General features: G+C 48.1%; 25 protein-coding genes, 3 pseudogenes and 1 riboswitch. Of the genes and pseudogenes, 19 read left to right on the top strand and 9 right to left on the bottom strand.

From position 1 onward, the window contains the following. Positions 1 to 473: 473 nt before the first annotated feature. The 5 genes from C504_RS0111500 to C504_RS0111480 all read left to right on the top strand — a co-directional run bounded on the left by C504_RS0111500 (position 474) and on the right by C504_RS0111480 (position 5,571). Entirely contained in the window at positions 474 to 1,421 is a 948-nt protein-coding gene (locus C504_RS0111500) for a sugar ABC transporter substrate-binding protein (RefSeq protein ID WP_169385117.1), read from the top strand. A 75-nt stretch (positions 1,422 to 1,496) separates the two neighbouring features. Then, positions 1,497 to 2,288 (top strand): ATP-binding cassette domain-containing protein, encoded by a 792-nt coding sequence (locus C504_RS0111495; protein ID WP_018689493.1) that lies wholly within the window; start codon positions 1,497 to 1,499, stop codon positions 2,286 to 2,288. Next, the gene (locus tag C504_RS0111490) at positions 2,285 to 3,280 is read left to right on the top strand and encodes an ABC transporter permease (RefSeq protein WP_018689492.1); all 996 of its coding nucleotides are present in this window, start codon (positions 2,285 to 2,287) and stop codon (positions 3,278 to 3,280) included. The genes C504_RS0111495 and C504_RS0111490 overlap by 4 nt, the downstream gene beginning before the upstream one ends. Further along, positions 3,277 to 4,290: an ABC transporter permease gene (locus tag C504_RS17770; RefSeq protein ID WP_018689491.1), complete on the top strand. Its 1,014-nt coding sequence runs from the start codon at positions 3,277 to 3,279 to the stop codon at positions 4,288 to 4,290. The genes C504_RS0111490 and C504_RS17770 overlap by 4 nt, the downstream gene beginning before the upstream one ends. 629 nt (positions 4,291 to 4,919) lie before the next feature. Further along, a riboswitch (FMN riboswitch) is annotated at positions 4,920 to 5,051 on the top strand. A 67-nt stretch (positions 5,052 to 5,118) separates the two neighbouring features. Continuing rightward, positions 5,119 to 5,571, top strand: coding sequence for a 6,7-dimethyl-8-ribityllumazine synthase (locus tag C504_RS0111480; protein WP_018689490.1), 453 nt, complete (start codon positions 5,119 to 5,121; stop codon positions 5,569 to 5,571). A gap of 49 nt (positions 5,572 to 5,620) precedes the next feature. Here C504_RS0111480 and C504_RS0111475 read toward each other — a convergent pair whose 3' ends face one another. The 5 genes from C504_RS0111475 to C504_RS0111455 are packed head-to-tail and all read right to left on the bottom strand — an operon-like array spanning position 5,621 to position 10,658. Continuing rightward, the gene (locus tag C504_RS0111475) at positions 5,621 to 6,397 is read right to left on the bottom strand and encodes an SDR family oxidoreductase (RefSeq protein ID WP_018689489.1); all 777 of its coding nucleotides are present in this window, start codon (positions 6,395 to 6,397) and stop codon (positions 5,621 to 5,623) included. 27 nt (positions 6,398 to 6,424) lie between these two features. Then, complete coding sequence (locus C504_RS0111470) at positions 6,425 to 7,378, bottom strand: sugar-binding transcriptional regulator (RefSeq protein ID WP_026317421.1); 954 nt, start codon at positions 7,376 to 7,378, stop codon at positions 6,425 to 6,427. Between the two features lie 36 nt (positions 7,379 to 7,414). After that, positions 7,415 to 8,878, bottom strand: coding sequence for an FGGY family carbohydrate kinase (locus tag C504_RS0111465; RefSeq protein ID WP_018689487.1), 1,464 nt, complete (start codon positions 8,876 to 8,878; stop codon positions 7,415 to 7,417). A 2-nt stretch (positions 8,879 to 8,880) separates the two neighbouring features. Further along, complete coding sequence (locus C504_RS0111460) at positions 8,881 to 9,840, bottom strand: transketolase family protein (RefSeq protein ID WP_018689486.1); 960 nt, start codon at positions 9,838 to 9,840, stop codon at positions 8,881 to 8,883. Continuing rightward, entirely contained in the window at positions 9,837 to 10,658 is an 822-nt protein-coding gene (locus C504_RS0111455; protein ID WP_018689485.1) for a transketolase, read from the bottom strand. The genes C504_RS0111460 and C504_RS0111455 overlap by 4 nt, the downstream gene beginning before the upstream one ends. A gap of 226 nt (positions 10,659 to 10,884) precedes the next feature. Between C504_RS0111455 and C504_RS0111450 the strand changes: the two genes are divergently transcribed. The 4 genes from C504_RS0111450 to C504_RS0111435 all read left to right on the top strand — a co-directional run bounded on the left by C504_RS0111450 (position 10,885) and on the right by C504_RS0111435 (position 15,244). Then, positions 10,885 to 11,832, top strand: coding sequence for an ABC transporter permease (locus C504_RS0111450; RefSeq protein ID WP_018689484.1), 948 nt, complete (start codon positions 10,885 to 10,887; stop codon positions 11,830 to 11,832). Between the two features lie 110 nt (positions 11,833 to 11,942). Then, entirely contained in the window at positions 11,943 to 12,887 is a 945-nt protein-coding gene (locus tag C504_RS0111445; RefSeq protein WP_018689483.1) for a substrate-binding domain-containing protein, read from the top strand. Between the two features lie 39 nt (positions 12,888 to 12,926). Continuing rightward, the gene (locus C504_RS0111440; RefSeq protein WP_018689482.1) at positions 12,927 to 14,420 is read left to right on the top strand and encodes a sugar ABC transporter ATP-binding protein; all 1,494 of its coding nucleotides are present in this window, start codon (positions 12,927 to 12,929) and stop codon (positions 14,418 to 14,420) included. Between the two features lie 32 nt (positions 14,421 to 14,452). Continuing rightward, complete coding sequence (locus C504_RS0111435; protein WP_018689481.1) at positions 14,453 to 15,244, top strand: SDR family oxidoreductase; 792 nt, start codon at positions 14,453 to 14,455, stop codon at positions 15,242 to 15,244. On the opposite strand, the pseudogene C504_RS18950 reads toward C504_RS0111435, so the two are convergent. Continuing rightward, positions 15,239 to 15,408: pseudogene (locus C504_RS18950) on the bottom strand (IS3 family transposase); the annotation flags it as partial. The gene C504_RS0111435 and the pseudogene C504_RS18950 overlap by 6 nt on opposite strands. Positions 15,409 to 15,604: 196 nt before the next feature. Between C504_RS18950 and C504_RS18945 the strand changes: the two are divergent. Then, positions 15,605 to 15,970 (top strand): transposase, encoded by a 366-nt coding sequence (locus C504_RS18945; RefSeq protein WP_245555170.1) that lies wholly within the window; start codon positions 15,605 to 15,607, stop codon positions 15,968 to 15,970. Positions 15,971 to 16,369: 399 nt separating this feature from the next. Next, on the top strand, positions 16,370 to 17,575 hold the full coding sequence (locus tag C504_RS0111425; protein WP_169385115.1) for a GGDEF domain-containing protein: 1,206 nt from the start codon (positions 16,370 to 16,372) through the stop codon (positions 17,573 to 17,575). Between the two features lie 260 nt (positions 17,576 to 17,835). Here the strand turns inward: C504_RS0111425 and C504_RS17760 are convergent. Beyond that, positions 17,836 to 18,732 (bottom strand): annotated as a pseudogene (locus C504_RS17760) (IS481 family transposase). A 76-nt stretch (positions 18,733 to 18,808) separates the two neighbouring features. Between C504_RS17760 and C504_RS17755 the strand changes: the two are divergent. Together C504_RS17755 and C504_RS18370 are read left to right on the top strand one after the other, a co-directional pair. Next, positions 18,809 to 19,195, top strand: a complete 387-nt coding sequence (locus C504_RS17755) for an ABC transporter permease (protein ID WP_018689476.1) — start codon at positions 18,809 to 18,811, stop codon at positions 19,193 to 19,195. Continuing rightward, entirely contained in the window at positions 19,195 to 19,395 is a 201-nt protein-coding gene (locus C504_RS18370) for a hypothetical protein (RefSeq protein WP_018689475.1), read from the top strand. Before C504_RS17755 ends, C504_RS18370 begins: the two co-directional genes overlap by 1 nt. 326 nt (positions 19,396 to 19,721) lie before the next feature. Here C504_RS18370 and C504_RS0111405 read toward each other — a convergent pair whose 3' ends face one another. Together C504_RS0111405 and C504_RS17750 are read right to left on the bottom strand one after the other, a co-directional pair. Then, the gene (locus C504_RS0111405) at positions 19,722 to 20,009 is read right to left on the bottom strand and encodes a type 2 periplasmic-binding domain-containing protein (protein WP_018689474.1); all 288 of its coding nucleotides are present in this window, start codon (positions 20,007 to 20,009) and stop codon (positions 19,722 to 19,724) included. A gap of 37 nt (positions 20,010 to 20,046) precedes the next feature. Further along, the gene (locus tag C504_RS17750) at positions 20,047 to 20,805 is read right to left on the bottom strand and encodes a FadR/GntR family transcriptional regulator (protein WP_018689473.1); all 759 of its coding nucleotides are present in this window, start codon (positions 20,803 to 20,805) and stop codon (positions 20,047 to 20,049) included. A gap of 377 nt (positions 20,806 to 21,182) precedes the next feature. Between C504_RS17750 and C504_RS19105 the strand changes: the two are divergent. From C504_RS19105 to C504_RS0111375, 6 genes and pseudogenes are all read left to right on the top strand, one after another. Further along, a pseudogene (locus C504_RS19105) lies at positions 21,183 to 21,365 on the top strand (hypothetical protein); the annotation flags it as partial. Positions 21,366 to 21,541: 176 nt separating this feature from the next. After that, positions 21,542 to 22,528, top strand: coding sequence for an aldose epimerase family protein (locus tag C504_RS0111395; RefSeq protein ID WP_026317420.1), 987 nt, complete (start codon positions 21,542 to 21,544; stop codon positions 22,526 to 22,528). Between the two features lie 84 nt (positions 22,529 to 22,612). Then, positions 22,613 to 23,320, top strand: a complete 708-nt coding sequence (locus C504_RS0111390; RefSeq protein ID WP_018689471.1) for a GntR family transcriptional regulator — start codon at positions 22,613 to 22,615, stop codon at positions 23,318 to 23,320. A gap of 46 nt (positions 23,321 to 23,366) precedes the next feature. Continuing rightward, on the top strand, positions 23,367 to 24,356 hold the full coding sequence (locus C504_RS0111385; RefSeq protein ID WP_018689470.1) for a TRAP transporter substrate-binding protein: 990 nt from the start codon (positions 23,367 to 23,369) through the stop codon (positions 24,354 to 24,356). A gap of 5 nt (positions 24,357 to 24,361) precedes the next feature. Continuing rightward, entirely contained in the window at positions 24,362 to 24,880 is a 519-nt protein-coding gene (locus tag C504_RS0111380) for a TRAP transporter small permease (RefSeq protein WP_018689469.1), read from the top strand. Beyond that, positions 24,877 to 26,166: a TRAP transporter large permease gene (locus tag C504_RS0111375; protein ID WP_018689468.1), complete on the top strand. Its 1,290-nt coding sequence runs from the start codon at positions 24,877 to 24,879 to the stop codon at positions 26,164 to 26,166. The genes C504_RS0111380 and C504_RS0111375 overlap by 4 nt, the downstream gene beginning before the upstream one ends. Positions 26,167 to 26,172: the final 6 nt, after the last annotated feature.

Below are 26,172 nucleotides of genomic sequence, written 5' to 3'. Positions count from 1 at the left end.
TGCGCAGCACAATGATTTCTTTTGAGGCTCTTTGCACCGGACTTAAGTTCCTCTGGCAAGACCAAAGTGACGCTGATCATCTCCTTCAATCAAAAGGTATTCCGTGTCTCTCATCGTAGTCTTTTGATTACCTTTATGTTGGCAATAATTGAATTTTTTTAGAAATCTTATCCATCGCCATTTTATATAAATTGAAATGAACCAGAAATTTTCTCTGTTCAATTTTTCAATTTGATGGCAGGTGGTGAGTTTGAACACTTATGACGACATACTCATCATACCTGTTGACATTATGATGAATTGATCGAATACTGTAATCCGTTCTGGATCAAATTTCTAACCAGCGAGTTGGGGGAAATAATTAAAATCGTCTCGTGGTGAGGGAAATCTAGTCTAGGACTTTGGAAAAATGCTCAGGGAGGAGTATGCAAATGAAGGTAGGATTATTCGCAGCCAGTATTCTGGCGACCACAATGTCTGTAGTGATATCAGCCCAAGCGGAGCCATTAAAGATCGGTTATGCGCCTTCGACGTGGGATCCATCAGATTTCCACGGAATGATGGGGTCTGGTGTTGAAGCTGCGCTCGACAAAGCCGGTGTGGATTATGAGTTCCTTATTCGTGCGCCTTCTGTTGAGACCGCGCAAACAGAGCAACTCGGCATCGTCGAAGATTTTATTGCTCAGGGCATCGACTATATTTTGATTAATCCCGCAGACGCAAAAGTGCAGCGCGTTACATATGAAAAAGTTCTGGAGGCTGGTTTGCCGCTGATTGTGGGCAATTACTCAACTCCATTCCCCGAAGAATGGGGATTTCAGCCAACTATGCTTTCTGGGTACAGCCATAAAGACGCTGGCGTCATTTTAGCCAATTACCTTGTTGAGAAACATGGGGCCGGAACTAAAATAGCGATTATTCACGGTATCCCCGGGCAAATCACTGATGACCGTGCAAATGAAGAGCTATTAACCAGCCTTGGTCTTGATATTGTCTACAAGGATCACGCCGATTTTGATCGGATCAAGGCGTATGATAAGATGGAACGCATATTGTCCGTCCATCCCGATGTTGAGGTGGTTATTGCAACGTCAAGTTCAATGGCAGTTGGAGCTGTAGAGGCAACATTGGCAAATGGCGTAGAAGGCAAATACGCGATCTATGGTGCCGGAGGCACCTTGGAAGAGCTACGTTACATTGAGGATGGCCTGCTCACAGCAGCCTGGATTCGTGATCCTGTTGCGATGGGCGAAGCCGTGGGTGAGATGATCATTGCCCATTCCGCTGATCCAAACGCTGAAATTGAGCCGATATTTAATTCGCCGATCCACATGATTGACTCGGTTGAAAAAATCAACACGCACGTCAACCCGGTTATTTACACCTCAATGGACCTGGAATTCCCCCGCCCTGTGAAATAGCTCCGCAGGACAACTTCTCGGTGGCGCAAGAATTTGCGCTGCCGAATTTTTGAAATTTTTAGGGAGGGGACGTATTTGTTTATCGAAACAACTGTGCAAGCGTCGCAGGGGGGTGCTCCTGCTTTAGAAGCACGAAATATTTGCAAAAATTTTGGTGGAATCAAAGCCCTTGATGATGTCAGCTTCCAGTTGAACAAGGGCGAAATTCTAGGAATTGTCGGTGACAATGGTGCTGGAAAATCCACCCTCATCAAGAGTGTGACAGGTGCCTATCGCAAAAGTAGCGGTGATGTACTTCTGAATGGAAACTCTGTCGAGATCGAAAACACGCGCAAAGCGCGCGAGTTGGGAATTGAGACTGTGTATCAGGCGTCTGGTTTGGTCGAAGTAATGGATGCCCCGTCCAATCTATTTCTTGGGCGCGAAAAGATACAGTCGGGCTGGCTTGGTCAGGCTTTTGGTTTCATAAATCGGCGGAAAATGCGGAGCGAAACCGTTGATCTGTTGAAAACTGTTAATATCAAAGTGCGCAATTTGTCAGCCCCAATTCGTAACCTGTCGGGCGGGCAACAACAGTCAGTTGCGGTTGGGCGCGCTGCCTATTGGCAAGGAGAGATCATTATTCTCGACGAGCCAGCCAATAATATCGGCGTTGATCAGCAGCGGGCGGTTCTAGCATTGATCGAGCGGATTCGTGAAACACATGGTGTTTCCTTCATCATGATCTCGCATAACATGGACCACATTTTCAAAGTTGCTGACCGCGTGATCATTATGCGCGGTGGCCGCAAGGTCGGCGACCTTCGCATAGAAGACACAACTCGGGAAGAAGTGGTTGGATTAATCACTGGGGCGAGTCTCGCATGATTGAGCAAGCAATGATTAAGGTTCCCGTTGCATTGCGCAAACGACTAGATGCCGCCCCCGATGCCCCGCTGTTGATAGCAACCTTTGGTCTACTGTTGCTGATGATTTTGGTATTTTCGTTCACAGCGGAGAATTTTTTCAGCCTATCCGTTCTGCGCAACATACTGACACAAACATCGATCTATATCATTCTTGGGGTGGGGTTAACCATTGTGCTTACAGTTGGGGAAATCGACATTTCCATGGGCTCCATAATCGGACTTGCCGCTACGGTGCTAGGTATGACCGTGATAACATGGGGCTACCCGATTGGCGTCGGACTTTTGGCGACGTTTATAGTCGGTGTCTTTTGCGGTTTTATGAATGGTTTCCTAACCGCAGTAGTGCGGGTGCCTTCGATCATCGTGACACTAGGTACGTTGACTTTCTTTCGAGGGCTGGCCTACCTCTTGGGCGGTTCAACTGTAATGGTCGAATTTCCGCCATTTCTAGTTTGGATCGGATCTGGCTCGCTGGTTGGAATTCCGGTCCCGATTTGGATCGCCTTTATTGCTGTGCTTTGGGGGTACCTGTTTCTGAAACATACCAGAATTGGCCAGCATCTTACGGCTGTGGGTGGGAATGGCGAAGCCGCACGACTGGCCGGCATTAATACGCGCATCTGTAAAATTATAGCTTTTCTCATCATGGGAGTCATGAGCGCACTGGCTACGATTATTATTGTGGCACGAATGGATGCGTCCCAATCCGTGATGGGCAAGGGGATTGAGCTGCAGGTTCTGGCGGCTGTCGTTCTTGGCGGCACATCACTTTTTGGCGGACGCGGTGTAATCCTTGGCTCCCTTTTAGGAGCGTTGATTCTGAGTATCCTTCAAACGGGACTATTGTTATCCGGCGTTGTTCATTTCTGGCAACTGATCGCAGTAGGTGGGTTGTTGATTGCGGTTGTCGCTGTCCGCATTTCAAGAGAACCGGCGGAGGGAAAAACATGAGTTTTTCATCTAAACACGCCGAACCTGATCAACCACGCAGCGTGATGCAAAAGCTGCTCGATTGGAAAGAAGCTTATCCAGACGCAGCTTCGACAACCGCCACCGCGTTCATATTGCTTGCCCTTCTGGCCATCTTTTATGGGGTGAATGAGCGCTTTATCAGCCTGCTAAATATCAGTATTATACTCAATCAAACTGCAGCCTATATTATTTTAGGCGTTGGTATGACGTTGGTGATTGCCATTAAAGGGATAGATTTGTCCATCGGTTCGATTGTGGCGGTAAGCGGCATGATGTTGGGTTTGCTTCTCGTGAACAACGATTTCCCTGTCTGGTTTGCGCTAATTGCAGCAGTCGCAGCAGGCAGTCTCTGCGGTGTTGCAAACGGCTATTGCGTAGCGAATTTACGCGTTCCAGCGCTTATTGTGACCTTGGGTACTATGATTGTGTTTCGAGGAGTGGCACTTATCGTTCTCGGGCATGACATTCTATTTCGCTATCCTGACGCGCTTTTGTGGATCGCTCGTGGACGAATTTTAGGTCTAGCACCATCAGTCTATTTGGCTGCACTTGTTGTTATCCTCGGCTTCGTAATGCTCAACTACACAAGTTTCGGCAAACGTGTGATCGCTGTCGGCGGAAATGAGGAAGCAGCACGACTGTCAGGTATTAACATTCGCCGAGTGAAATTCACAGTTTACGTATTGATGGGAGCGCTTAGTGGAGTGGCGGCGATCGTCTGGGTTGCGCGACTAAATTCCACTCAAGCATCCGTTGCTACAGGTATTGAGTTTCATGTCATTGCACTTGTTGTGTTGGGTGGAACTTCGCTGTTTGGTGGAAGAGGGCTCATCATAGGCTCTCTGCTTGGCGCTTTAATTCTAGGGATTTTAGAAAATGGCTTGGGAGTCACTGGGTTTTCATCATTCATGCAGCAGACAGTATTAGGCCTTATTTTCATAGGAGTTGTCGCATTGCGGAGCTGGCAAGCACGTCGGGCTGACCCCTGAGCTTGTAAGTCACTTTAATTCGAGATTATGACATTCGGGGTAATGCATTATGGTATTTCGGCGCTAGTCGGTCTTCTAGCATTATCCTAACTAATCACGAGCTTAAGAGTCGTATAATGCAATTGCCAGAGGCTGAGCGATTGAACTACAGGCGTATTGTTGTTGGGGTAGTGAGCTGCTCCCCAACTCTGGACCACATGGTTGGAGTATTTCCGAGGTTAGTACTCAAGCGTTAATTGGTTCGTTTGAGCGATATCGGCGCCTCATTTCCGATTGCGCTGTCTGGCCGAATATTATTGTAGTCTACACACCAAGTCTCCATTTGCGCCGGCATCGTCAAGATCCATAAACCAATGCGTGTTCAGGCATTATTCTTTGCAAGAGGTTGTATTCGAACGCCTGTGAGTAAGAGTTACCTAAAATCCAATTAAGACTAAATAACTTTAGTGTAGTTCTGTTGTTTCTTTTAGTGACTGCGTTGTCCCTAGAGTTGTAGATATCTTGTATTCTGTAAATGAGACAATGGGACAGTAATGGGCAAGCCGGACGTCTAAAGAGAGGGCCACTTAAGATATTAGCAGCATTCTCGATTTGTATTTTGACTTCGAAACATAACTTAAGTAAACGAAATATATTCTCAGGGCGGGGTGAAACTCCCCACCGGCGGTTATAGCCCGCGAGCGCTGCCTTTCGGGGCAGGTCAGCAGACACCGGTGAAAATCCGGGGCCGACGGTCATAGTCCGGATGGTAGAGAATGGAGCGTGCGGGCTATTGAGCCGTGCGTTCTGACGCTCTGGGATTCTGTCATGTGGAAAGGATCTAGAGCTATGACAAAATCCCCCAAATTTGCCTTTATAAAAGCACGCTGGCACGCCGACATTGTCGACCAAGCGTTGGAAGGTTTTCAACAAAGACTTAATGAACTCGAGGTAGAGGCACATATTGATATCTTCGATGTGCCCGGCGCGTTTGAAATGCCTTTGATCGCGCAAAAGTTAGCGCAAACGGGTGAATATACGGCTATCGCGGCTGCTGCGCTCGTGGTTGATGGCGGAATATACCGACATGATTTCGTGGCCCAAGCCGTCGTTTCAGGCTTGATGGAGGTGGGACTAAAAACCGGCGTTCCGGTCTTGTCCGTATCTCTGACGCCGCATCACTTCCAGTCTTCTGATGAACATCAATCCTTCTTTGGCGGGCACTTCATAAAAAAGGGGCGAGAGGCGGCAGACGCTGCTTTCGAAGTCACGAAGCTTCATGCTGGAATAAAGGCTGCCTAGCCGCTCTCTTTGTAAAAACATGCCGGGCGGTATATCGCCCGGCAAACGGTTACGACATGATCAAACCGCCATCCACATTGATGGTTTGGCCGGTAATATAGTCAGCGTCGTTGCTGGCTAGAAAGGAGACAAGTCCTGCCACGTCGCGACCTTCACCCGCACGCTTCATCGGAATATTCTGAACCCAACTTTCCATCAATTCACCGGGACCGAAGTCACCGAGCATTTTGCCCCAGACACGGTCATTATAGTCCCACATATCCGTTTTGATAATACCTGGGCAAATCGCATTAACAGTGATCCCGTCCAGTGCAACTTCCTTGGCAAGACTTTGGGTCAATCCCATAACTCCAAACTTGGATGCAGCATAGTGCGGTGTGTAGATGAACCCATCGCGGGCTTGTCCGGATGCCATATTGATCAGCTTGCCGCCATTACCGCGCATGTGGCGTATAGCTTCCTGACAGCACAGGAATACACCTTTGGTGTTCACATTCATCGTTGCATCCCATTCCTTTTCAGTCAGGTCTTCAACTTTTGCGATGGTAATAATACCTGCATTCTGAACAGATATATTTACGCTGCCGAATTCTTTAGCTGCAAATTCATACAGCTCTTTAACCTGCGAAATGTTGGTTACATCACACACAAATCCCTTAGCCTTCGCGCCGGTTGCAACCAAAGCATCGGCTGCTTCATAAACGTGCTCTTCAATAGAGGCGATGACTACGTTCGCATCCTCTGAAGCAAAGCGTTCAGCCATTGCGTAACCGATACCTCTGTTACCACCGGTGATAACGACGGTTTTTCCTGAAAAACGGGACATGCAATTTACTCCTCAAATGCATTGTTGTTATGTTGAAACGAGACGTTCCGCTGTGAATTTATCGGTTACAAGAAGATCAATAGCGCCGGTTTGAAGTGCGCCTCGGATAGCCTCGGTTTTTGATTGCCCGCCTGCCAATGCAATAACACGGTCGATTTTAGCAAGTTCGTCCAGTGTCATACCGATTACCCGGTCGTCGAGCGGTGTTTTCACCGGTCGACCTTCAGCATCAAAGAAACGTAAGCTTATGTCGCCGACACCGCCGGCCTCTTCGACCTCTGCCAATTCACGAGCGGTAAACACATTTCCGCTGCGGGCCAGCATGCCAGAAGGTTCGATAGCGCCGATTCCGACAATTCCAAGACTAATCTTGCCAAATAAGTCCATTGTTTCGCGCACATAAGTATCGCTCAGGAGGACCAATTTAGCCTCCCGCGATTGTGCCACACCTGGTGCGCTCAAAAGGTGAGCATCTGCTCCGGTTAGCTTAGCCAGTCGTGTGGTCAGCTGGTTGGCATGAATTTGGACTGTCGGATCCCCCATGCCACCGAGTGTTTGGACCACATATTTTGCCATATTGTTCTTCATAGGGTGGATGTTATCCACCATTTTGAGAATAGTTTCTGACCAACTGGAAACGCCGATCACTTCGCCCGGCTGAAGTGTCGCCTCAATGAAATGGGCTGCAGCCTCTCCAATGCGTGCCATGATCGCGCCTTCGCGGTCTTCGGAACATTCCACAACGATGGCCTCGTCGATCGCGAATTTTGCGCGTAGCTCGGTCTCTAGTTCGGCATATGTGCCGGATGGTGAAGAGACTGTCGTACGCACAATGCCTTCTTCCAATGCACGTTTGAGCATGCGTGATATTGTTGCTTGCGATATGCGAAGATGCTTTGCGATGTCAGACTGACGTTGATGTTCAACGTGATACATTTGCGCTACGCGGGCGATCATTCGAAGTTCATTTAGACGGGACATGAGGTTAACTTTCCGATATGCACGAATAAATATTCACTATACGCGAAGCACAGTGCGTGCAACGGCCTCTCGCCATGCCGTTCGTTGTGAAAGCAGCTTTTCTGCAGGCATCTTCGGTTTATAAGGTGTTCCATGTGATGCAAGGCTTGCCACCGCTTCGAGGTTTGGCCAAAATCCTGTGCTCAGTCCTGCAAGATGTGCCGCACCAAGAGCGGAAGCTTCGGTATTGCGGCAAGGGATAATGCTGTGCGAAATGCTGTTTGCCACACACTGCATCAGAAACTTGTTATTACTCGGGCCACCATCGATAAAAAGACGTCCGATACATCTTTCAGTATGCTTTATAACTTCAAGAACATCGGCGACCTGATGGGCCACACTATCTGTTGCCGCACGTGCCATATGAGCTGGTTTTGAGTTGAATGACAGGCCTGAAACCAATCCGCGTGCCTGCGATGCCCAATGGGGTGAACCAAGGCCCACATGTGCAGGGACGAGGCAAACACTGTCTGAGTCTTCAACTGTTTGAGCTAAATCAATCAACTCCTCTACACCGGAAAGGCCCAGCATGTCGGCCGCCCATGGAAAAATGGCTGCACTTACAAGAATGTTACCTTCGAATGCATAGGTCGAACGACCGTTCAATGACCAAGCGATGGTTGTTGTTATTCCGTCTGGCGGTGTTATGAATTCAGGAAGCGTCGTCATGACGGAAGATCCTGTTCCGAATGTGATCTTACCGTCACCGTCATGAAAAGCTCCATGCCCGAACAGCGCTGCATGGGAGTCGCCAATTGCTGAGGCGATCGGAATGCCGTCGGGCAAAACGCCTGTGGCGTGCGTTTCACCGAAGATATGCGATGAATCATAAACGGCGGGCAGAGTGTCTATATCAATACCGAATAAAGCGCAAAGTTCTTTGTCCCACTGGCCGTCGGCAAGATTGAAAAGCTGAGTACGTGCGGCGTTTGAACGATCACTCGCATGTGTTTTTCCGCCGGAGAGCTTCCATATGAGCCAACTGTCCACGGTTCCAACGCATATATCGGCCGTGTCCTTGCCGTGATTTTCCAGTAGCCACGCAACCTTTGTCGGTGGGAACATTGGATCAAGTGGTAATCCGGTCTTGGCGATTACATTCGGTTCATAGCCGTCTTGCCTTAATGCATCACATTTAGCGGCCGTACGTCGGCATTGCCAACTAATGATTGGGCCAAGTGGTGTGCCAGTTTTACGATCCCAGATAAGTATGGATTCGCGTTGGTTCGATATGCCCAATCCCACGATTTCAATATCGTTCGCTTTGGCAAGGCAGCTCTTTATCGCAAGCTTAGTCGCGGACCATATCTCGTTGGCGTCCTGCTGAACCCAACCGGATTTTGGATGTTCAATTGGCACCGGTGCTGCACCGCTTGCAATGATTTCTCCCATCGCATTGACCAGCACGACCTTTGAGTTGGTTGTGCCTTCATCAATCGCCAGGATAGCTTTTGTTGCCACGATTATTTCTTCCGCATTATCAATTTGGTAGCGCTGTCCGCTATGCCGCTCGGCGACATACCAAATTCCTCAATAAGGAAATTCGCAGAACCTGTTGGCGCAAATATGCCCGGAACGCCGAGACGTTTCATCGGTACAGGACTTTCATCAACAACAACCTCTGCGACAGCACTGCCAAGGCCACCGAATATCGTATGTTCTTCACAGGTGATAATTGCGCCGGTTGCCTGTGCAGCTTCCACAATAGCTTGAGTATCGATTGGGCGCACAGAGGCCATATTGATAACGCGTGCCGATATACCTTGCTTATCCAGAATTGCAGCCGCCATCATTGCTCGATATGTCAAAGTGCCGTTGGCAATGATCGTCACATCAGAACCATCACGCAGTATGTTTGCGCAGCCAAGCTCAAAAACATGATTCTCGGGCAGAAGATCGGGAACGCCGACACGGCTCAAACGGAGGAAGCACCCACCTTGATGTTCTGCTGCCCATTTTATCACGGACGCAGTCTCAATCCTGTCTGCAGGAGCAATAACTGGTACATTCGGCAGTGCACGAATCCAAGCAAAATCCTCAATTGAATGGTGCGTCGCGCCAAGTTCCCCATAAGCCATTCCTGAACTGATGCCGACCAATTTAACATTGGTCTCAGAGTAAGCGATGTCTGCCTTGATTTGCTCCAGAGCGCGCCCTGTTAAAAACGGTGACGCTGCACATACGAACGGTATTTTGCCGGCATTGGCCAGCCCAGCTGCGACGCCAACCATATTTTGTTCCGCGATACCAACATTGATCAGACGCTCTGGAAACTTTTCACGAAAACCTGCTAATTTGGACGATCCAACGGAATCATTACATACAGCAACAATAGACTCATTCGCGGCGGCAAGATCTTCTAACGTGGCGACAAAAGCATCGCGACAGTCATAGAGGCTGGAGGTTTCTAATGGTGCGTTCATTGTGAAGCCTCCTCAAGCTCGGCCATGGCCTGCTTGTATTGCTGCTCGTTTGGCACTTTGTGATGCCATGCCACATCATCGGACATGAATGAAATGCCTTGGCCTTTGTTGGTATGTGCGACAATGCATTTGGGTTTACCCTTAACTACTTTATCAGCGGCAAGGACCGAACATATTTCGTCCATGTTATGGCCGTTGATTTCCTCAACAGCCCAGCCAAATGCCTCTAGTTTAGGTCGTAGCGGAGCCACGTCATTCGTGTCTACTAAACGCGCGCCTTGTTGCAGTCGGTTGTGATCAATAATGAGTGTCAGATTGTCGAGTTTGAATTGTGAAGCTGCCATTATGGCCTCCCAATTGGATCCCTCCTGCATTTCGCCGTCTCCAGTTATGACGAAAGTACGCCAAGGTTCGTCGTTCATTTGCGCCGCCTTGGCCATGCCGACGGCGATAGGCAATCCATGACCAAGAGGCCCCGTATTCGTTTCCACGCCAGGTACTTTGGTGCGGTTTGGGTGGCCGTTTAGGCGAGAGTGTGGTTTGAGAAAGGTGGAGATTTCATCTTTCGCAATAAACCCTTTTTCAGACAGGACGATATACAAGGCGAGGGCTGTATGCCCTTTGCTCAAAACAAGTCGATCACGTTTCGGATCGTTGGGGTTGTCTGGGTTCACGGACATAATATCGAAGTAGAGCGCGGTAAGGAGGTCGATGACAGACATCTCTCCGCCAATATGCCCAGCCCCTGCTTCAAACACGGCTTGCACATCTCGGCGCCTGATTTTGTTGGCCATAAGACGAAGGTCGTGGGAATTCATGATCACTCCTGTATAAAAATTCACGCTTAATAAAACATGCAGAAAGAAGTTAGTCAAGGTGTTCAATTTGGGTGTTTATATGTGGAGAGGCTCTGCAGCCCAGCTTTATCCAAGGTTTTCTGATGTTGACAGATGCCTTTCAATAAAGTAAGCATTAAATATCGTAAGTGAATAAATATGCGAGGGGGAGGAAATGGTAAGTACTACGGCATCTGAGTCTCAGTTGATGGAGAGGTTCTCGAAGTTTTTCTCGCTTAGCGGGGCTGTTGGGCCTTTGATTGGACTTTTGCTGCTCTGCGCATTTTTGTCTTTCGCAACTGATTCATTCTTGTCGTTTCGCAATTTTTTGAACATTGCAGATCAGATTACAGTGCTTGGGATAATGGCCGTTGGGATGACCTTCGTTATACTCATCGGAGGTATCGACCTGTCTGTCGGATCCGTATTGGCGCTCTCCATGATGGTGCTTGGTTATTTAAATGTTGTAGCTGAATTGCCTATGGCTGTTGCAATTGCTGGGGCTTTGATTGCTGCAGCATTTTGTGGTGCATTATCTGGACTGCTTATAACAGAGTTCAAGGTACCTGCCTTTATTGCGACACTGGCTATGATGTCTATTGCGCGCGGTGTGGCTAATATGATTACAAACGGTTCGCAGATCATTGGCTTTCCGGCCTGGTTCAATCTTGGCGCAATAATCCGTCATTTCGGCTTCTTGACTATGACAGTGGCAGTTATGCTCGTTGTATTCGTTGTAGCCATGCTGTTTTTGCGATTGCGCAAAGAGGGTCGGTCTCTATATGCGATCGGCGGCAATCCTGAGGTGGCGCGCCTTGCAGGTATCAATGTGAAACTTGCTACAGTGCTTGTGTATGTTGTCTGCGCATTGCTGTCAGGTTTGGCTGGCATTTTGCTTGCCGCACGGCTGGACTCTGTGCAACCGAGTTCAGGTGTTGCTTATGAGCTTGATGCCATTGCCGCGGTTGTCATTGGGGGAACAAGTTTGTCTGGCGGCACCGGTGGTATTGTCGGAACGCTGATTGGCGTTCTCATCATTGGTGTGCTGCGCAATGGACTTAACCTACTTAGCGTTTCACCATTTCTGCAGGCCGTCATTATTGGCATGGTTATTGTACTGGCAGTTGCAGCGGAAACTTTCAAACAGAGACGTTAAAGATATCGGCGCATGTCATGCTTACTTGCGCCGCCGAATTGGTTCGTATGTTCGGGCCGCACTAGGTTCCGAGATATTTTATCGGGCCAACAAACAAGGAGGAGAATACCATGAAATCCACTATAAAAGCACTGCTCGCAGCGACAGCGGTCGTTGGGCTTGCATCATCCGCTACGGCTGAAGGTGTCGGCGGCATCAAAAAAATCGGACTCGCTGTCCCAAACCTGCAAGCTGACTTTTTTAACCAGATCAAACTTGGCGTCGAAGGTTATGCCGGCAAACTGGGCATCGAGGTTATTGTTGTAGATGCGAAAAATGATACCGCTACGCAGGTTAGCCAAGTTCAAGATTTAATGACGCAAGGCATAGACGCCTTTATTTATATTCCTGCTGGAGCTGCCGCTGCTGCTGTGCCCACCCGCTTAGCCCGTGCGGAAGAAATTCCGGTAATCAATGTTGATCGTGAGCCTGAAGGCGCCCCAGGAGATACCTTCATTGCTGGTGAAAGTATCAACTCGGCATATGAGGTCTGCAATCACATCATAGGCTTGGCAGAAGGTAAGGGCAAAATGGCCATCATTCACGGCCAGAAAGGCACAACACCTGAAGTGTTGCGCTTTGAAGGTTGTAAGCGCGCAATAGACGAGAATCCAGGTGTCGAACTTGTTGCACAGCAATGGAGCCAGCAATGGTCACCGGACGAAGGTTTCCAGATTGCTCAGAATATGCTTCAGGCCAATCCTGATATCAATATTATCTTTGGTCAGGCTGATGGTCTAGCAATGGGGGCGGCTAAAGCTGTTGAAGTTGCCGGAATGTCCGATCAAGTTACGATCGGTGGTTATGACGGTGATGGAGCAGCATTGGAATCACTCGTTGCGTGCGACACGCCATTTGTTGTTACGGCAACTCAGAGCACTCAGGCGATGGGTGTTTTGGCGGTCAACTCAGCAATTGCTATTGCAAATGGGGCATCTGTGCCAGCGCGTCAAATTCCAAATGCGGTCTTAACCACATGTAGTGACGCTGCGAAATTCGTCGAAAAACATCCGTAACAAGCATACTATCGGCACTGTGACACGAAAGGCAAAGTTATGATTTCGGACAGCGAAGGTACAATTCTATCCTTGCGGAATATCAAAAAGTCCTACGGACCGATTGAAGTTCTTCATGGGATAGATTTGGATGTTAAAGCTGGAGAAGTTGTCGCTTTGCTGGGTGAAAACGGTGCCGGTAAATCTACGGTTTCTAATGTTATCTCTGGTACGGTTCTCCCGACATCCGGTGAAATGATGTGGAGAGGAGCACCTTACGCTCCCTTCAATCCTCGTGAAGCCATTGATGCGGGCGTGGGTATGATTCATCAGGAATTACTGCTTCTGCCGCATCTTTCTATTGCGGAAAACATCTTCGTCGGTCGGTATCCTACCAAAGCGGGAGCTGTGGACCGGAAGGCCATGGATGAACGCGCCGAGGAAAGCTTGCGGCGCTTGGGACTTAATGTTTCGCCCCGTAGATTGGTCGAAGGACTTTCCACGGCAAACCAGCAGTTGATCGAAATTGCTAAGGCGTTGACGCTGAATGCACGGCTTTTGATCTTGGATGAGCCGACGGCAGCGCTTGGCGGTGAGGAGACCACGAAACTCTTTGAGCAGATTGAAAGCCTCAAGGCTGATGGGGTCGGCATAATTTATATTTCGCATCGGTTGGAAGAAATCAAACGGATCGCCGATCGCATTGTGGTTATGCGTGACGGTGTGAAAGTTCAGGAATTTGCTAGCGCTGATGTACCTGTACGCACGATCGTAGAGGCAATGGTCGGACGCAGCCTTGAACGCATGTTTCCTGTCATTCCAATGCCGAAAGATGAAACTGTTTTGGAGGTGCGAAAACTGAAATCGCCTTCTGGTAGTTTTTCCGACATTAACTTCAAAGTGGCCAAAGGCGAAATTTTTGGAATCGCCGGACTTGTCGGGGCGGGACGAACCGAATTGGTGCGTGCAATTGTCGGCGTTGATCCGATTTCTGAGGGCTCGATACTTTTGAACGGTAAGGAAATTAAGCTCCGGACACCGCAAGATGCTATCCGAAACGGCATGGTGCTTGTTCCTGAAGATCGCAAGTTACAGGGGCTTGTACTACCCCACACGATTGCTGAGAATATTGCCTATGCAAATATGAATACTGTTGCGGCCAATGGCTGGATGACCGCAGGCAGAATTAAAGACTTTGCCGATGTAAGTATTACAAAATTCGGTGTCAAAGGTAGCGGTCATCAGAGTGCAGACGAATTGTCCGGCGGAAACCAGCAAAAAGTTGTTATTGCAAAATGGCTTGCGCGCAATCCGCAAGTGGTGGTTCTGGATGAGCCTACAAGAGGTATTGATGTCGGTGCACGGTCCGCAATTTATGACATTATAGTTGCTCTCGCCCATGAAGGCGTGTCGGTGATTGTGGTGAGCTCTGATCTTGAAGAAGTACTTGGCGTGTCAAACCGCATCATGGTTATGGCGCAGGGAAAACAATCAGGAATCCTTAACCGCGATGCGGCGAACGATGTTTCCATAATAGAGCTGGCGACGCTCTAATTTTCAGATGATTCCTACTTCAGGAGATACCTATGACTGAAATGTTTTTGAACGCACCGGCACTCTTTGATTTGTCAGGCCGCGTTGCATTGGTGACTGGTGCGGGCAGTGGAATAGGGCAGAGGATCGCAATCGGTCTCGCGCAATGCGGTGCCGATGTGGCACTGCTCGATAGGCGTGAAGATAACGGCTTGGCTGAAACCGAAAAATCTATAGAAGCAGCAGGACGCAAATCCATACAGATTGCAGCTGATGTGACATCTGGTTCAGATTTGGCCGAAGCCGTAAGCCGTACCGAAGCTAAGCTTGGCCCGTTGAAACTCGCAGTTAATGCTGCGGGGATAGCAAACGCCAATCCTTGCGAGGAGATGAAGGAAGACCAGTACCAGACCTTGATGGATATCAATATGAAAGGCATTTGGTTGTCTTGTCGAGCCCAGGCGCGCGCCATGATCGCACATGGGCAAGGTGGCTCCATTGTGAATATCGCTTCAATGTCCGGCATTATCGTCAATAAAGGTTTGAGCCAAGTGCACTACAATGCCTCCAAAGCGGGGGTTATTCATATGTCTAAATCCATGGCAATGGAGTGGGTGGATCGTGGAATAAGAGTTAATTCTATTTCGCCTGGCTATACCGCAACGCCGATGAATACGCGCCCTGAGATGGTTCATCAGACGAAGGAGTTCGAGAGCCAGACGCCGATGCAGCGCATGGCAAATGTCAATGAAATGGTAGGCCCAGCGGTATTTTTGCTTTCCGATGCCGCATCGTATTGCACCGGCGTTGATTTATTGGTTGATGGCGGTTTTTGTTGTTGGTGAATACCGTGAGAATGTATGGATGATGGTCAAAATACGAAGCTTGCGACGTGTAGGTAACTGATCATGGACAAAGTCATCGCCCAAACCTGATTGGTATGTGCCGGATCAACTCGATCTTCCTTTAGCTTCGCTTTCACGCATCGCTTTGGCGTCGGTGTTGTCAGAGGAGCTTGCCTTGATTTGAAATGCACGATAATTTTCAGCCGTGACAACGAGAAATCCACTCAAGTATTTTAAAACTTCGCCCGAAATTTTTAAGCTAGCGGTAATCTATTAGGTCCGATTTCCGCTCAGTTTGCGGCAAGTCGAAGATATTTTGCACGAGCGTGGAAACGACATTTGTCATGAAACAGTGCGATCTTGGTAAAACCGTTTTGGTTCTTTTTTGCCAAAGAAGCTCGGGAACATCTGGCAGGGATCCACTCAAACTGGCGCTGGCACATTGATGAAGCCTTAGTCAAAATCAACAGCGAGAGACTGTATCTTTGGCGCGACATTGATCACAAAGGCACTGTGTTGGAAAGCTATGTTTCAAAACGTCGAGATCGCCGCGCTGCACTGAAAGTACTAAGAAAACTGCTTTCCAAATACGGTTCTCCCGTTGAAATAGTCACGGATAAACTTGGCTCTTGCGGCGCTGCCATGCAAGACCTTGGCATTCGTCATGGCTACGAAACAGGAAAATATAAGAATAACCATGTTGAGAGTTCGCACTTATATTTTTAACAACGAGAACGTGCAATGGGCCGCTTTCGGTCAATGGAAAGTTTGTAAAAGTTCTCGTCTATTTATGCCACCATTTTCAACCAATTTAACCATCAACGCCATTTCGTGAGCCGGCCAAATTTTAAACAATTACGCGATCAGTCGTTAAACGACTAGCGCATTTTGTGCGCGGCATAATGATTGCTTGAGTGGTCTTTTACTCCCGTTTTAGTTTCCCTTGACAACACCCTCAGCAATAGGAGGAATATCACCGGCAGACTTCGAACGAAAAATGGTCTAAACGAGAACTGGATGCGGAATTAAAATGGGACAAGTCCAGCGATCATAATGAATAAATGCAATCAAGTCGACCATCGGACCCACAGCCAGCTCGTCTACAATGAGGCGCTTGAAACAGCGATGACTGATCGCGACATGCTGCCAGATGCATTGCTGACACATGATAGCCTTCAATCCGACACTCCCCACGAGTTTGCTGCAGTCTATGACAGGTATTCTTGGGCGGCACATTCACTCAAGGCTCGTTCCTGGCTACAGGCAGCTCTTGTCTTTAATATCCTTCTGATATCTTTCGATTACCTCGTAAGTCCCACGCTCTTGGTCGCATCACTCATTGTCCGCGGCCTCATAGGCACCTCTGTCTTATTAGGCGCTTACATTCTCTGGGGAAGGCAGCAAGCGCGGTGGGTCCAAGGGATGACAATGATTGTGGTCTCAGTGACCATAATGCTGGAGGCAGGTTTTCTTGGCGCGATGGGCGGTGTATTCCTATTTGAACGCTATCTCACGGCGGGTCTATTTACTGTGGCAACAGCCGTGCTGTTTTTTCCAATCGAGTTCAAGTGGACGATTGTCGCAGTGACAGTAGCGGCTGCTCTTCAATTGTTAATGCTCGCTATCGGCCCAGTCTCTGAGCCGCTAACAGCAATTATTGTTAGCTGTTTCTATTGCAGCGCAATTGCATCCTTTGCCACAACACGAAGGGCGACTATCAGGAGCCAGTGGAAAAGCTTCAAATCCAAAATTCGGGAACTTCGTGATCAAGAGGCACTTGCTCAACTCAATGCCGAATTGAAGTTGGTTGCTAATCTTGATCCTTTGACTGGACTTCAAAACCGGCGCTCAGCACACGATGATATGGAGAAGATATGGAGCGAAGCCACCGACAAAAATACGTCAATTGCTTTCCTTATGCTAGACATTGATGATTTTAAGAAGATTAACGACACTTGCGGCCATGCTGTCGGCGATGAATGCATCAAGAATGTAGCCAGCAGGATCAGTGACATTGTGCGCGACGACGATATCGTCTCGCGCCATGGGGGCGAGGAGTTCTTGGTTGTTCTTACCAAGACCAACGTAACCAATGCTATCACCGTCGCCGAACGCATTCGCGAATGCATAGAAGCAATAAGGTTGGTAACCCAAGGGGATGACACTGTACTTCGAGTGACAGTCAGCATTGGTTTGGCTTTCAGGGTCGGAGCTGAGACGCCGCAGATGCTGATAAATCGAGCCGACGAAGCTCTTTACCTAGCGAAACATAAAGGCAAGAACCAAACGGTGGTCTCTCCATCGTCAGACAGTACTGGTCCTGTCTCTTAACTGACTGCAAGCCAAAAACATTAATGTCACTAGGCTTTGCTCGGGCTTAGACAATATCCCTCTGAGGAAATGAGACACTCAGATATTGAACTCTTTGGAAGACAGCCAACCGAAGTCTGTATGGGCGGAAAGAGGAAGTTCCGAATATCAAATTACTACTTACATGAATACTCAATAGCAGTCATTGGCACCGATAAAGTGTCAGGCCTAGAAGTTTCCCGATTTGTAAGGTGCTGTAACCCTCAGGACATTTTATTTGATCATTGTAGCTTCTCTCTGAGCGCTTCGTAAGGGGTTTTTCCATTGAATGCTCCATGCAGCCGATGGAAGTTGTAAAACTTTTCCCATTCATGAAGTCTGGCTTCGAGATCAAGATCACCTTTGTAGCTGAGAAGCTGATAGAACTCTTGTTCATCTGATCGATGCGATCGCTCGACTTTGCCATTAAGTTGCGGCGTTACGCGTTTGATATATGCGTGGCGTATACCCAGATCTTCGACATGCCAATGGAACTTAGCTTGGAACTCATGGCCGTAGTCAGTTCTGATTTCCTTGATACAGAACGGGAATTTTTCGATGATACGATCGACGAAGTCTATGGCGTTTGCCTGAGTGTGTCTCTCATAAATTTTTAAGGCCCTTACACGGGTAGCATCATCAATTGCCGTATATTGAAAGCGCCGAACTTTCTGACCTTTTTCCCTTTGAATGTCAGGAACTTAACATCCATCTGGATATGATGGCCAGGGACCTGTTTATTGTAGCGCTTTGTATGAACTTTGCGAAGCCAGAGTTCCTCTGGGAAGCCTGCTCATTCCATTGCGCTTTAGAATTCTGGAGACGGTTGCACTGGCAATATTGATGTCGTGATATCGTTGCATGTACCAGACGATACGAATTGGCCCCAGATGATATTTACGACGTAGATGAAGAACCTTTTCTTCGATTTCAACTGGTGTCCTATTGTAATGTTGCTTGGGAATGGATGGGCGGTTGATTAGGCCAGCTTCGCCATTCTTCGCGTAAGCGTCGCGCCATCTGTAAAAGCCTGAGCGGCTGATACCGAAATATCTACATGTTTTGACAACGCTGCCAATCTCCTCAGCATGCTGAAGAATGCGTAATTTACGCTGAACTTCACGTTGATCCTTGTTCATAAACATCTCCTCTTTCCCAGATTTGGTAATTTAACGGAAATGTCCTGAGGGTAACGAGATATCTACAGTTACGTTTTTGATTGCATCTGATGGATGTCTGGTTGGCGTGATTGATCAAAATCTAGCCTATCTTGGTTCAGGCCGTTTTCTACAATTCGGTAATTTTCCAGGCATTCCTGTTTCTCTAGCGTTACTTATTGCCGTCGCATTTATTGGTCATTTTGTGCTCAAATCGACAGTTTTTGGACGCAGTCTTTATGCCATGGGCGGCAATCCTGCCGCTGCGCGTTTGGCAGGGATCAACCTTAATCGCATGCGCTACTATATCTACGCAATTTCTGGTGCGCTTTCGGGATTGGCTGGTGTTCTAGTGACTGCGCGAACCAGTTCGGGGCAACCTGCATCGGGAACTCAAGGTCTGGAGTTAGAGGCCATCACCGCCGTGTTCTCGGTGGTGCTTTAATGGCAGGCGGTAAGGGGACCGTTGTTGGAACGATGCTTGCCGTTTTGCTTTTGGCTACATTGTCAAATGGCATGAATCTCTTAGGTATACCAACTTTCTGTCAATTAGTTGCCAAAGGTCTTTTGCTCATCATTGCAGTGGCCGTCGGACAATGGCGTATGGCGCAATCTGAAAAAGCGGCCGCCCGCCTTACCGCTTAAACAGCAGGGCAATTATGATTGGCACGGGAGGCGGCATATCAATCTGTTCAGAGTCTCTTCAAGTTGATGCGGTTTGTTATACTACAATCAAGCTGGAGATTTTTACGATTATCTGTCACCGCAAACAAAAATTAGCGTCAAAAATGGCTTCCTTCCAATTCCACAAGGGCCGGGTCTTGGAGTTGAGATCAATGAAGAGGTTGTTGTCTAACGCGCTAAACAAGGCTACCGCTGTCGCGCTCCCACCTGGCGTTATCAATACGGTTCTATCGCATAGTGGTAAGCATGAGTCTTCCAAAGCCGCTACCAGTCCAACTGCGTCTGGTTCAAACCAAGGGTATAAAGGCAAAATTCAAGTGGGAGGGAGCAATCGTCTCGCGGCTTGGGTTTCTTGTGCCGATTTCAATAGCACGGTTTACGACATTAACGGGCTGTCCTAATGCTTCCTGTAGACCGGTGGCGATCATACGTCCCACAACATCCGTTCCTCCGCCTGCTGACCATGGTACAAGTAGTGTAATTGGACGTTCTGGATATTCGGCAAAAGCAGGCATGGTGCCTACTGCGATGACACTGGCCAGCGCGGCAGATATTATTTGGATACGACGTTTCATAGTTCTTCCTCCTGTTGAAATTTAAATTTTGATTGCACTAATCGTGACTGTCTGTGCTTTGGTCTTGCCCAAGCATGGTTCTTGTATCTTTGCGGTTTCGCTTGATCAGATCTTCCATGAATTGATGCGCAGCTTTTTCATCATGTCGGGCAATGGCTTCAGCAACGTGGCCGTGGTTTTCGAGGTTGCCGTGGTAATGTTTCGTGTCACGGTTGAGTGCTCGAAAGTTGGCACGCATCGCATGAATTATGGTGCGGGTAATGGAGATTAAAAAGCGGTTGTTAGACCCCTCAGCAACGGCAAAATGAAAAGCCACATCAACATCAACACGGCGTTTGTATACTTCTTCATTTCTGAGCGATTCACCTGCTTGCTCTTCCATGGCTTTATAGGCAGCCATAATGTTTGCGACCTGTTCTGGACGGGCACATGTCGCCGCATCAAATGCTGCGGCAGGTTCGACGAGGTAACGAATACGAGCTAGCTCGTTCATTAAGCTCCGGTCGCTTTCAACTTTCGGCCCGCTCCAGTTGAGGACATCCTCATCCAAGACGTTCCACTGCTCTTTTGATAAAACGACTGTGCCGCGGCGCGGCGCGACTTCAACCAAGGATTTTGCGGCGAGTAATTTAATAGCTTCGCGAAGCGTGTTGCGAGAGACGCTTAGGCTTGCAGCCAGATCGGCTTCTAATGGTAGGCGCTCACCTTCACGGTAGTCACCGCTAAGAATTGCTGTGCCAATAGTTTCTGCGGCGTAAGCAGCCCCAGAGCGCCATGAACCAATCTTATCTTTCAAAACCAGCCTCCCAAATGTGTCTTCTTACCAATGGCGCTTTTCAGAATTTCCCATTGGTAGGACGAATCAATTTCTATTGATCCTACCAATGAATATCAAGCCAGAGTTACAGCCCGCATTTCTGGCGCTGGCTTTATGTGTCGTTATTAGAGCAGGGGCTGTTGGGTAAGGTCTTGATTCTGATGAGCTTAAGTTGCGCCGGACTTGATCTCTCCGTCAGCTGGGTGGCAGTTAAATGTGTATGTTTGGAGTGAGGTGCCGCCGAGAAGTTTTTATGGGCAGTAGGCCATTTGGTGCTAAATCAAGACCAAATGCATTTTAAACTTCGTGCGAATTTACGCGCATCAGTTGTGTGAACGCATTCTTGGGAGTGCGTTTCACAGCGACGCACTAAGGCTGATGCAGAAAACTTTGAGGAGGTGCGCAGATTGCATATTGAAGGTAAACCAGCTGTCGTGCACCGAATGATTGAACGGCAGCCAGGCCTATTGCCATCTAGTAGACTGCCGAGTGCTCGTGAGCTTGCCGATCCGATGACCGACGCTACGAGGGCAACATAGAGGCCCGAGTTGCGGCTATATTTGTAAGGCGCTTTCAATCAACGAGGGGCGCTTGCAAAAGCGCCAATAGATCACATAATAAATCGCAAGAAATGAGTCGGCCTCTCACTTGAGTAAAGCTGCTTTCTGTTCATCAATCTTGATGATGAGCATTTCATGAACAGCAATCAATTATCATGATCGGAAATACTATGAATGCCTTTGGCTTAATTTCGCTCGATAGCGAGCATCTCCATGTGGTAGTTATGCCGTTCGGTGCCACGTTGGTTGATATGCGTATTAAAGGTATAGATGCACCTCTCATTCATGGATGGAACAATCCTAAAGATTATGCTGTGCACTCTGGTGTTTTTGCTGGGGCAGTTGTTGGTCGATATGCGAACCGAATTGCTCTTGGTAAGACGCAAGTCGATGGGCAGAACTTAACGCTAGAAACCAATAGCGCTCCTCATCATTCACATGGCGGGAGCAACGGCTTTTCATCTCAAAGCTGGAGGGTCGGCAACAAAAGCGCTTCATCCGTCGAATTTTTATTGCAAAGCCCTGATGGTGCAGGCGGATATCCTGGCGAGCTCAATGTGAGCGCAACCTATGAGATCGTTGATGAGCATATTCTACGGCTCACTTTCACAGCTACAACAAGTAAAACCACCTTGTTAAACATGTGCCATCATCCGTATTTCAATCTGAAAGGGCATGGTGATACAAATGACCATACTCTTGAAATCGCAGCGGATCATTATTTGCCGCATGATGGGTCGGTGTTGCCAACGGGTGAAATTTCTCCTGTTGCGAGCACGCCGTTTGATTTTATGCATCCACGTCAAATTGCAGATGCCAAGCAATCTTCACCCTACCTGTATAATCATACCTATGCCTTGGCACGTAAAAGCCGAGAAACGCCGCATTTCGCGGCTCGGCTGTCGGCGCCAGATAGCCCCACTATGGAAGTATGGACTACGCAAACCGGATTGCATTTCTACAATGGATATAAAATCCCAACTGTTGGCGGTGGCCTTGATGGTCAGTCCTATGGCCCGTGTTCGGGGCTTTGTTTAGAAGCGCAAAATTGGCCTGATGCGCCTAATAACGTTAGTTTCCCAAGCGCGAAACTTACCCCCGATATGTCTTATAAAGAAATAACGGAATACAAATTCTATTGATATAACAATGACTTGATTGGAATTTGAATGTGGATTCCTAATGGGGGGTTTACACGATGTTTTATGTAATATATTACATAAAACATGAAAACAGATATCACCAATACAAGTTCCCTTGCCGATAAGGCCTATAACGTTCTGCGCCGCGCAGTGCTGACGAATGTTCTCGTCTCTGAATCGCTTTGGTCTGATCGCGAGTTATGTGAGAAGTTCGATCTCAGCCGAACGCCTGTTCGCGAAGCAATTTTGCGTTTGCAGTTGGAACAGCTTGTTCAGATCGTTCCACGTAAAGGCATGAGAGTTATGCCGCTACGCTTGGAAGATGTTCGCGATATTCACCAAGTTACCAAAGCTTTGGAACTGGAGGCGGCTCTGCTGATCGCCAAGAGTGAAAACCGTGATGAGGTTTTGGCTATCATAAAAGGCGCCGTCGAAGAGATGGAGCGCGCGATGCAAGCTAAAGATCGCGATGCTTGGGTGCTTGCTGATACGCGATGTCACTTTGCTGTCGTTGATAAATGCGGGAATAAGCGCTTGGCCGATATGTATCATGCGCAGCGGGGGCTAACGGACCGGGCACGTTATTTCGTGCTGCATATCCGCGATTTACCTATGCAATCCACAGTAGAGCACCGGCAGATGTACGAAGCTCTGCTCAATCGAGATTCTCAAGCGTTGGAGAGATTATATCGCCAGCACTGGGATAGGACCACAGAGGAAATGCTCGCCATTATTGAGCACCATACAAGTGGTCTCGCGAATACGACGCTCAAAATGAGCGCTGGGATATGAGCCAATAATTCGTATCCAAATTTCAATTTAACGGGAGGAAGTCGATATGAAACTCAAGATATTTAGTGTTGCGTTACTCGCAGCAACTGCAATGGCAGGACCAGCATTCGCTGCAGAATTGGTCATGAAGATCGGTACTGTTTCGCCGGGGGATCACCCTGAAAATGTTGGTGCACGAGAAATTAAGCGCCTTGTTGAAGAGCGTTCTAACGGTGACATTGAAGTGCGCGTTTTTACCGATAGCCAGCTGGGAAACCAGCGCGAAATGGTTGAGCAGTTGCGCTCTGGTACGTTGGAAATGACTTGGGTTACGACCGGATTTTTCGGCTCTTGGGTGCCTGAAATGGGTGCGCTTGAAATTGGTTATCTTTTTAAGGACCGCGAGCATTCATTCCGCGCGTTTGCTGGAGAACTTGGAGAAGAGGTTGCGGCCAAGGTTGGAGAACATGGCGTTGAGTTGCTCGGCTATTTTGAAGCTGGTATGCGCCACCTAACAAATTCAAAGACTGCCATTAATGGTCCTGACGATCTTCAAGGTCTTAAAATTCGAACACCTAAATCCACCTATCATTTGCGTACCCTAGAAATGATGGGCGCCAATGCGACGCCAATGGCGTTCAACGAATTATATACGGCAATGGAGCAGGGTGTTGTTGATGGACAAGAAAACCCACTTTCCAATATCTACAATGCCAAATTTTCGGAAGTAAATGAACATCTGGCTTTGACAGGTCATCTTCACCTAACGCACATGGTTCTTTATTCTGAGGACCTATGGGAGAAGGTGAAACCTGAATATCAAGATATTATTCGCCAAGCCGTTCTTGATGCTGCTGTGGTGCAGCGTGCAAAAGTTGCTGCCGACGATGCCTCTCTGCTTTCTGAATTAGAAAAAGAAGGTATGAAAGTTACACGGCCTGACCGCGATGCTTTTGCTGCTAAAGTTGCACCATTGCGGGAAGATGCAATCAAAGAGTTTGGTGATGGCGCAAAGCGCTGGATGGAACTTATTGATGCCGTTCGCGATGATGGCTAACGGCAATGGTTTCTTTAAATAAGAACAAATTCTTCGGCGCGCTCGTGCGCGTCGAAGAAGCGATCATCTCCTGTATGAAATGGTCTATCATTCTAGGAATGGCGGGAATGGTGTTGGTCGTTTTTCTACAGATCACATCCCGCTATATATTTTCATTCTCATTGGGCTGGTCTGAGGAAGTCGCAAGATTACTGTTTATCTGCATTGTCTTTTTAGGAGCTGCTATTTTAGCGCGCCGCGAACAGCATCTAACTGTAACAATATTTACGGAGATGCTTCAGGGGCGGCTGCAGCATGTTGCTGCGGTTCTTGCCTCCTTGGTTGGCTTGATTTGTAGCTACTATTTGATGCGAGGCGGATACGCTACTCTAATAAGAGAATGGGATCAGCGCACGCCTAGCTTACAATTTCCTATGGGCGTCGTTTTTGGAATTATTCTCATTTCCGTAACGCTCATGATGATCTGGCTATTCGTTGTCATGATTAAGCATACCCGCCAAGCCATTATAGGTGATGAATCATGAGCTCTTTAGTTCTACTTTTTGGCGTCTTTTTTGTTCTTTTACTTCTCGGAACACCAATTATATTCAGTCTTGGTGCTGCAGCCATGGTGGTTCTTGCATCTATCGATTTGTTGTCTCCACAATTGGTTATGCAGCGCGTCTATGCAGGCTTAGACAGCTTTCCAATGCTGGCTATCCCTTTCTTTATGGCGGCTGGAGCGTTGATGGAACATGGCGGTATTTCGCGGCGGCTTGTCAATTTTTCATCCTACCTTGTGGGCTGGATTTCCGGCGGGCTTGGTCATGTTGCTGTGATCGCATCAACGATATTTGCAGGGATATCAGGTTCTGCAGTTGCCGATACAACGGCCATTGGCTCAACGATGATCCCTATGATGAAGCGCCGTGGATACGACGCATCATTTTCTGCCGCAGTCGTAGCCGCATCAGGTGTGATTGGGCCGATCATTCCGCCATCCATTCCTTTGGTGCTGTATGGTGTCGTGTCCGGCGTGTCGATTGGCGCGCTCTTCATGGGGGGGATTATTCCTGGCCTTATGATGACAATCGGCTTGATGGTGTTGATTTATACAAAAGCAAAAAGAAGCAACTGGGACATAGAAGCTGAACCATTTACTTACGCTGGTTTATGGAAGTCTTTTATTGCTGCTGCTGGCGCACTTGTGATGCCTATCATCATCGTTGGTGGTATCTTAGGCGGTGTTTTCACAGCTACAGAAGCTGCTGTGGTGGCAACAGTATATGCACTGCTCGTTGGCCTCTTCTGGTACCGTGAATTGAGCTTTAGCCAATTGCCTGAACTGTTTTATTCTGCAGGGCTTAACACGGCAGTGGTAATGGTAATTGTCGGTGTAGCGAACCTCGTAGGGTACGTGCTGACAATTGAGCAACTTCCACTTCTTTTGTCTGATTGGTTTTCAGATCACATTACCAATGTTCTCATTTTATTGCTCGTTATTAACATTCTGTTGCTTATAGCAGGCTGCTTTTTAGATGGTGGTTCAGCAATTATCGTTTTCACACCGGTGCTGTTACCAGTGGTTACGTCATTCGGTATCGATCCAGTCTTCTTCGGTGTGATGATGACTGTGAACTTGATGATTGGCACCGTCACGCCGCCTGTAGGGCTCTCTTTATACATTGCAAGCGGGATCGCTGATATATCGATCACTCAGATCTGCAAGGCAATTTTCCCGTTTCTCTTGGTTCAGTTGGTTGTGCTGACGCTCATCACTCTGTTCCCTGAAATTGTCCTGTTCATTCCCAAACAATTTTATAATTTCTGACATCTA

This window comes from Ahrensia kielensis DSM 5890 (genome assembly GCF_000374465.1).
Classification (GTDB): Bacteria; Pseudomonadota; Alphaproteobacteria; order Rhizobiales; family Rhizobiaceae; genus Ahrensia; species Ahrensia kielensis.
Note: the sequence above shows the minus strand (reverse complement) of the source record. Positions and strands in the feature narration are given on the sequence as shown.

Excerpts from the sequence above, each read along its gene's own strand:
- C504_RS0111500 (WP_169385117.1), top strand. The coding sequence starts at position 474 with ATGTCTGTAGTGATATCAGCCCAAGCGGAGCCATTAAAGATCGGTTAT.
- C504_RS0111490 (WP_018689492.1), top strand. The coding sequence starts at position 2,285 with ATGATTGAGCAAGCAATGATTAAGGTTCCCGTTGCATTGCGCAAACGA.
- C504_RS17770 (WP_018689491.1), top strand. The coding sequence starts at position 3,277 with ATGAGTTTTTCATCTAAACACGCCGAACCTGATCAACCACGCAGCGTG.
- C504_RS0111480 (WP_018689490.1), top strand. The coding sequence starts at position 5,119 with ATGACAAAATCCCCCAAATTTGCCTTTATAAAAGCACGCTGGCACGCC.
- C504_RS0111475 (WP_018689489.1), bottom strand. The coding sequence starts at position 6,397 with ATGTCCCGTTTTTCAGGAAAAACCGTCGTTATCACCGGTGGTAACAGA.
- C504_RS0111470 (WP_026317421.1), bottom strand. The coding sequence starts at position 7,378 with ATGTCCCGTCTAAATGAACTTCGAATGATCGCCCGCGTAGCGCAAATG.
- C504_RS0111460 (WP_018689486.1), bottom strand. The coding sequence starts at position 9,840 with ATGAACGCACCATTAGAAACCTCCAGCCTCTATGACTGTCGCGATGCT.
- C504_RS0111455 (WP_018689485.1), bottom strand. The coding sequence starts at position 10,658 with ATGAATTCCCACGACCTTCGTCTTATGGCCAACAAAATCAGGCGCCGA.
- C504_RS0111450 (WP_018689484.1), top strand. The coding sequence starts at position 10,885 with ATGGAGAGGTTCTCGAAGTTTTTCTCGCTTAGCGGGGCTGTTGGGCCT.
- C504_RS0111445 (WP_018689483.1), top strand. The coding sequence starts at position 11,943 with ATGAAATCCACTATAAAAGCACTGCTCGCAGCGACAGCGGTCGTTGGG.
- C504_RS0111440 (WP_018689482.1), top strand. The coding sequence starts at position 12,927 with ATGATTTCGGACAGCGAAGGTACAATTCTATCCTTGCGGAATATCAAA.
- C504_RS0111435 (WP_018689481.1), top strand. The coding sequence starts at position 14,453 with ATGACTGAAATGTTTTTGAACGCACCGGCACTCTTTGATTTGTCAGGC.
- C504_RS0111425 (WP_169385115.1), top strand. The coding sequence starts at position 16,370 with ATGACTGATCGCGACATGCTGCCAGATGCATTGCTGACACATGATAGC.
- C504_RS18370 (WP_018689475.1), top strand. The coding sequence starts at position 19,195 with ATGGCAGGCGGTAAGGGGACCGTTGTTGGAACGATGCTTGCCGTTTTG.
- C504_RS0111405 (WP_018689474.1), bottom strand. The coding sequence starts at position 20,009 with ATGAAACGTCGTATCCAAATAATATCTGCCGCGCTGGCCAGTGTCATC.
- C504_RS0111395 (WP_026317420.1), top strand. The coding sequence starts at position 21,542 with ATGATCGGAAATACTATGAATGCCTTTGGCTTAATTTCGCTCGATAGC.
- C504_RS0111390 (WP_018689471.1), top strand. The coding sequence starts at position 22,613 with ATGAAAACAGATATCACCAATACAAGTTCCCTTGCCGATAAGGCCTAT.
- C504_RS0111385 (WP_018689470.1), top strand. The coding sequence starts at position 23,367 with ATGAAACTCAAGATATTTAGTGTTGCGTTACTCGCAGCAACTGCAATG.
- C504_RS0111380 (WP_018689469.1), top strand. The coding sequence starts at position 24,362 with ATGGTTTCTTTAAATAAGAACAAATTCTTCGGCGCGCTCGTGCGCGTC.
- C504_RS0111375 (WP_018689468.1), top strand. The coding sequence starts at position 24,877 with ATGAGCTCTTTAGTTCTACTTTTTGGCGTCTTTTTTGTTCTTTTACTT.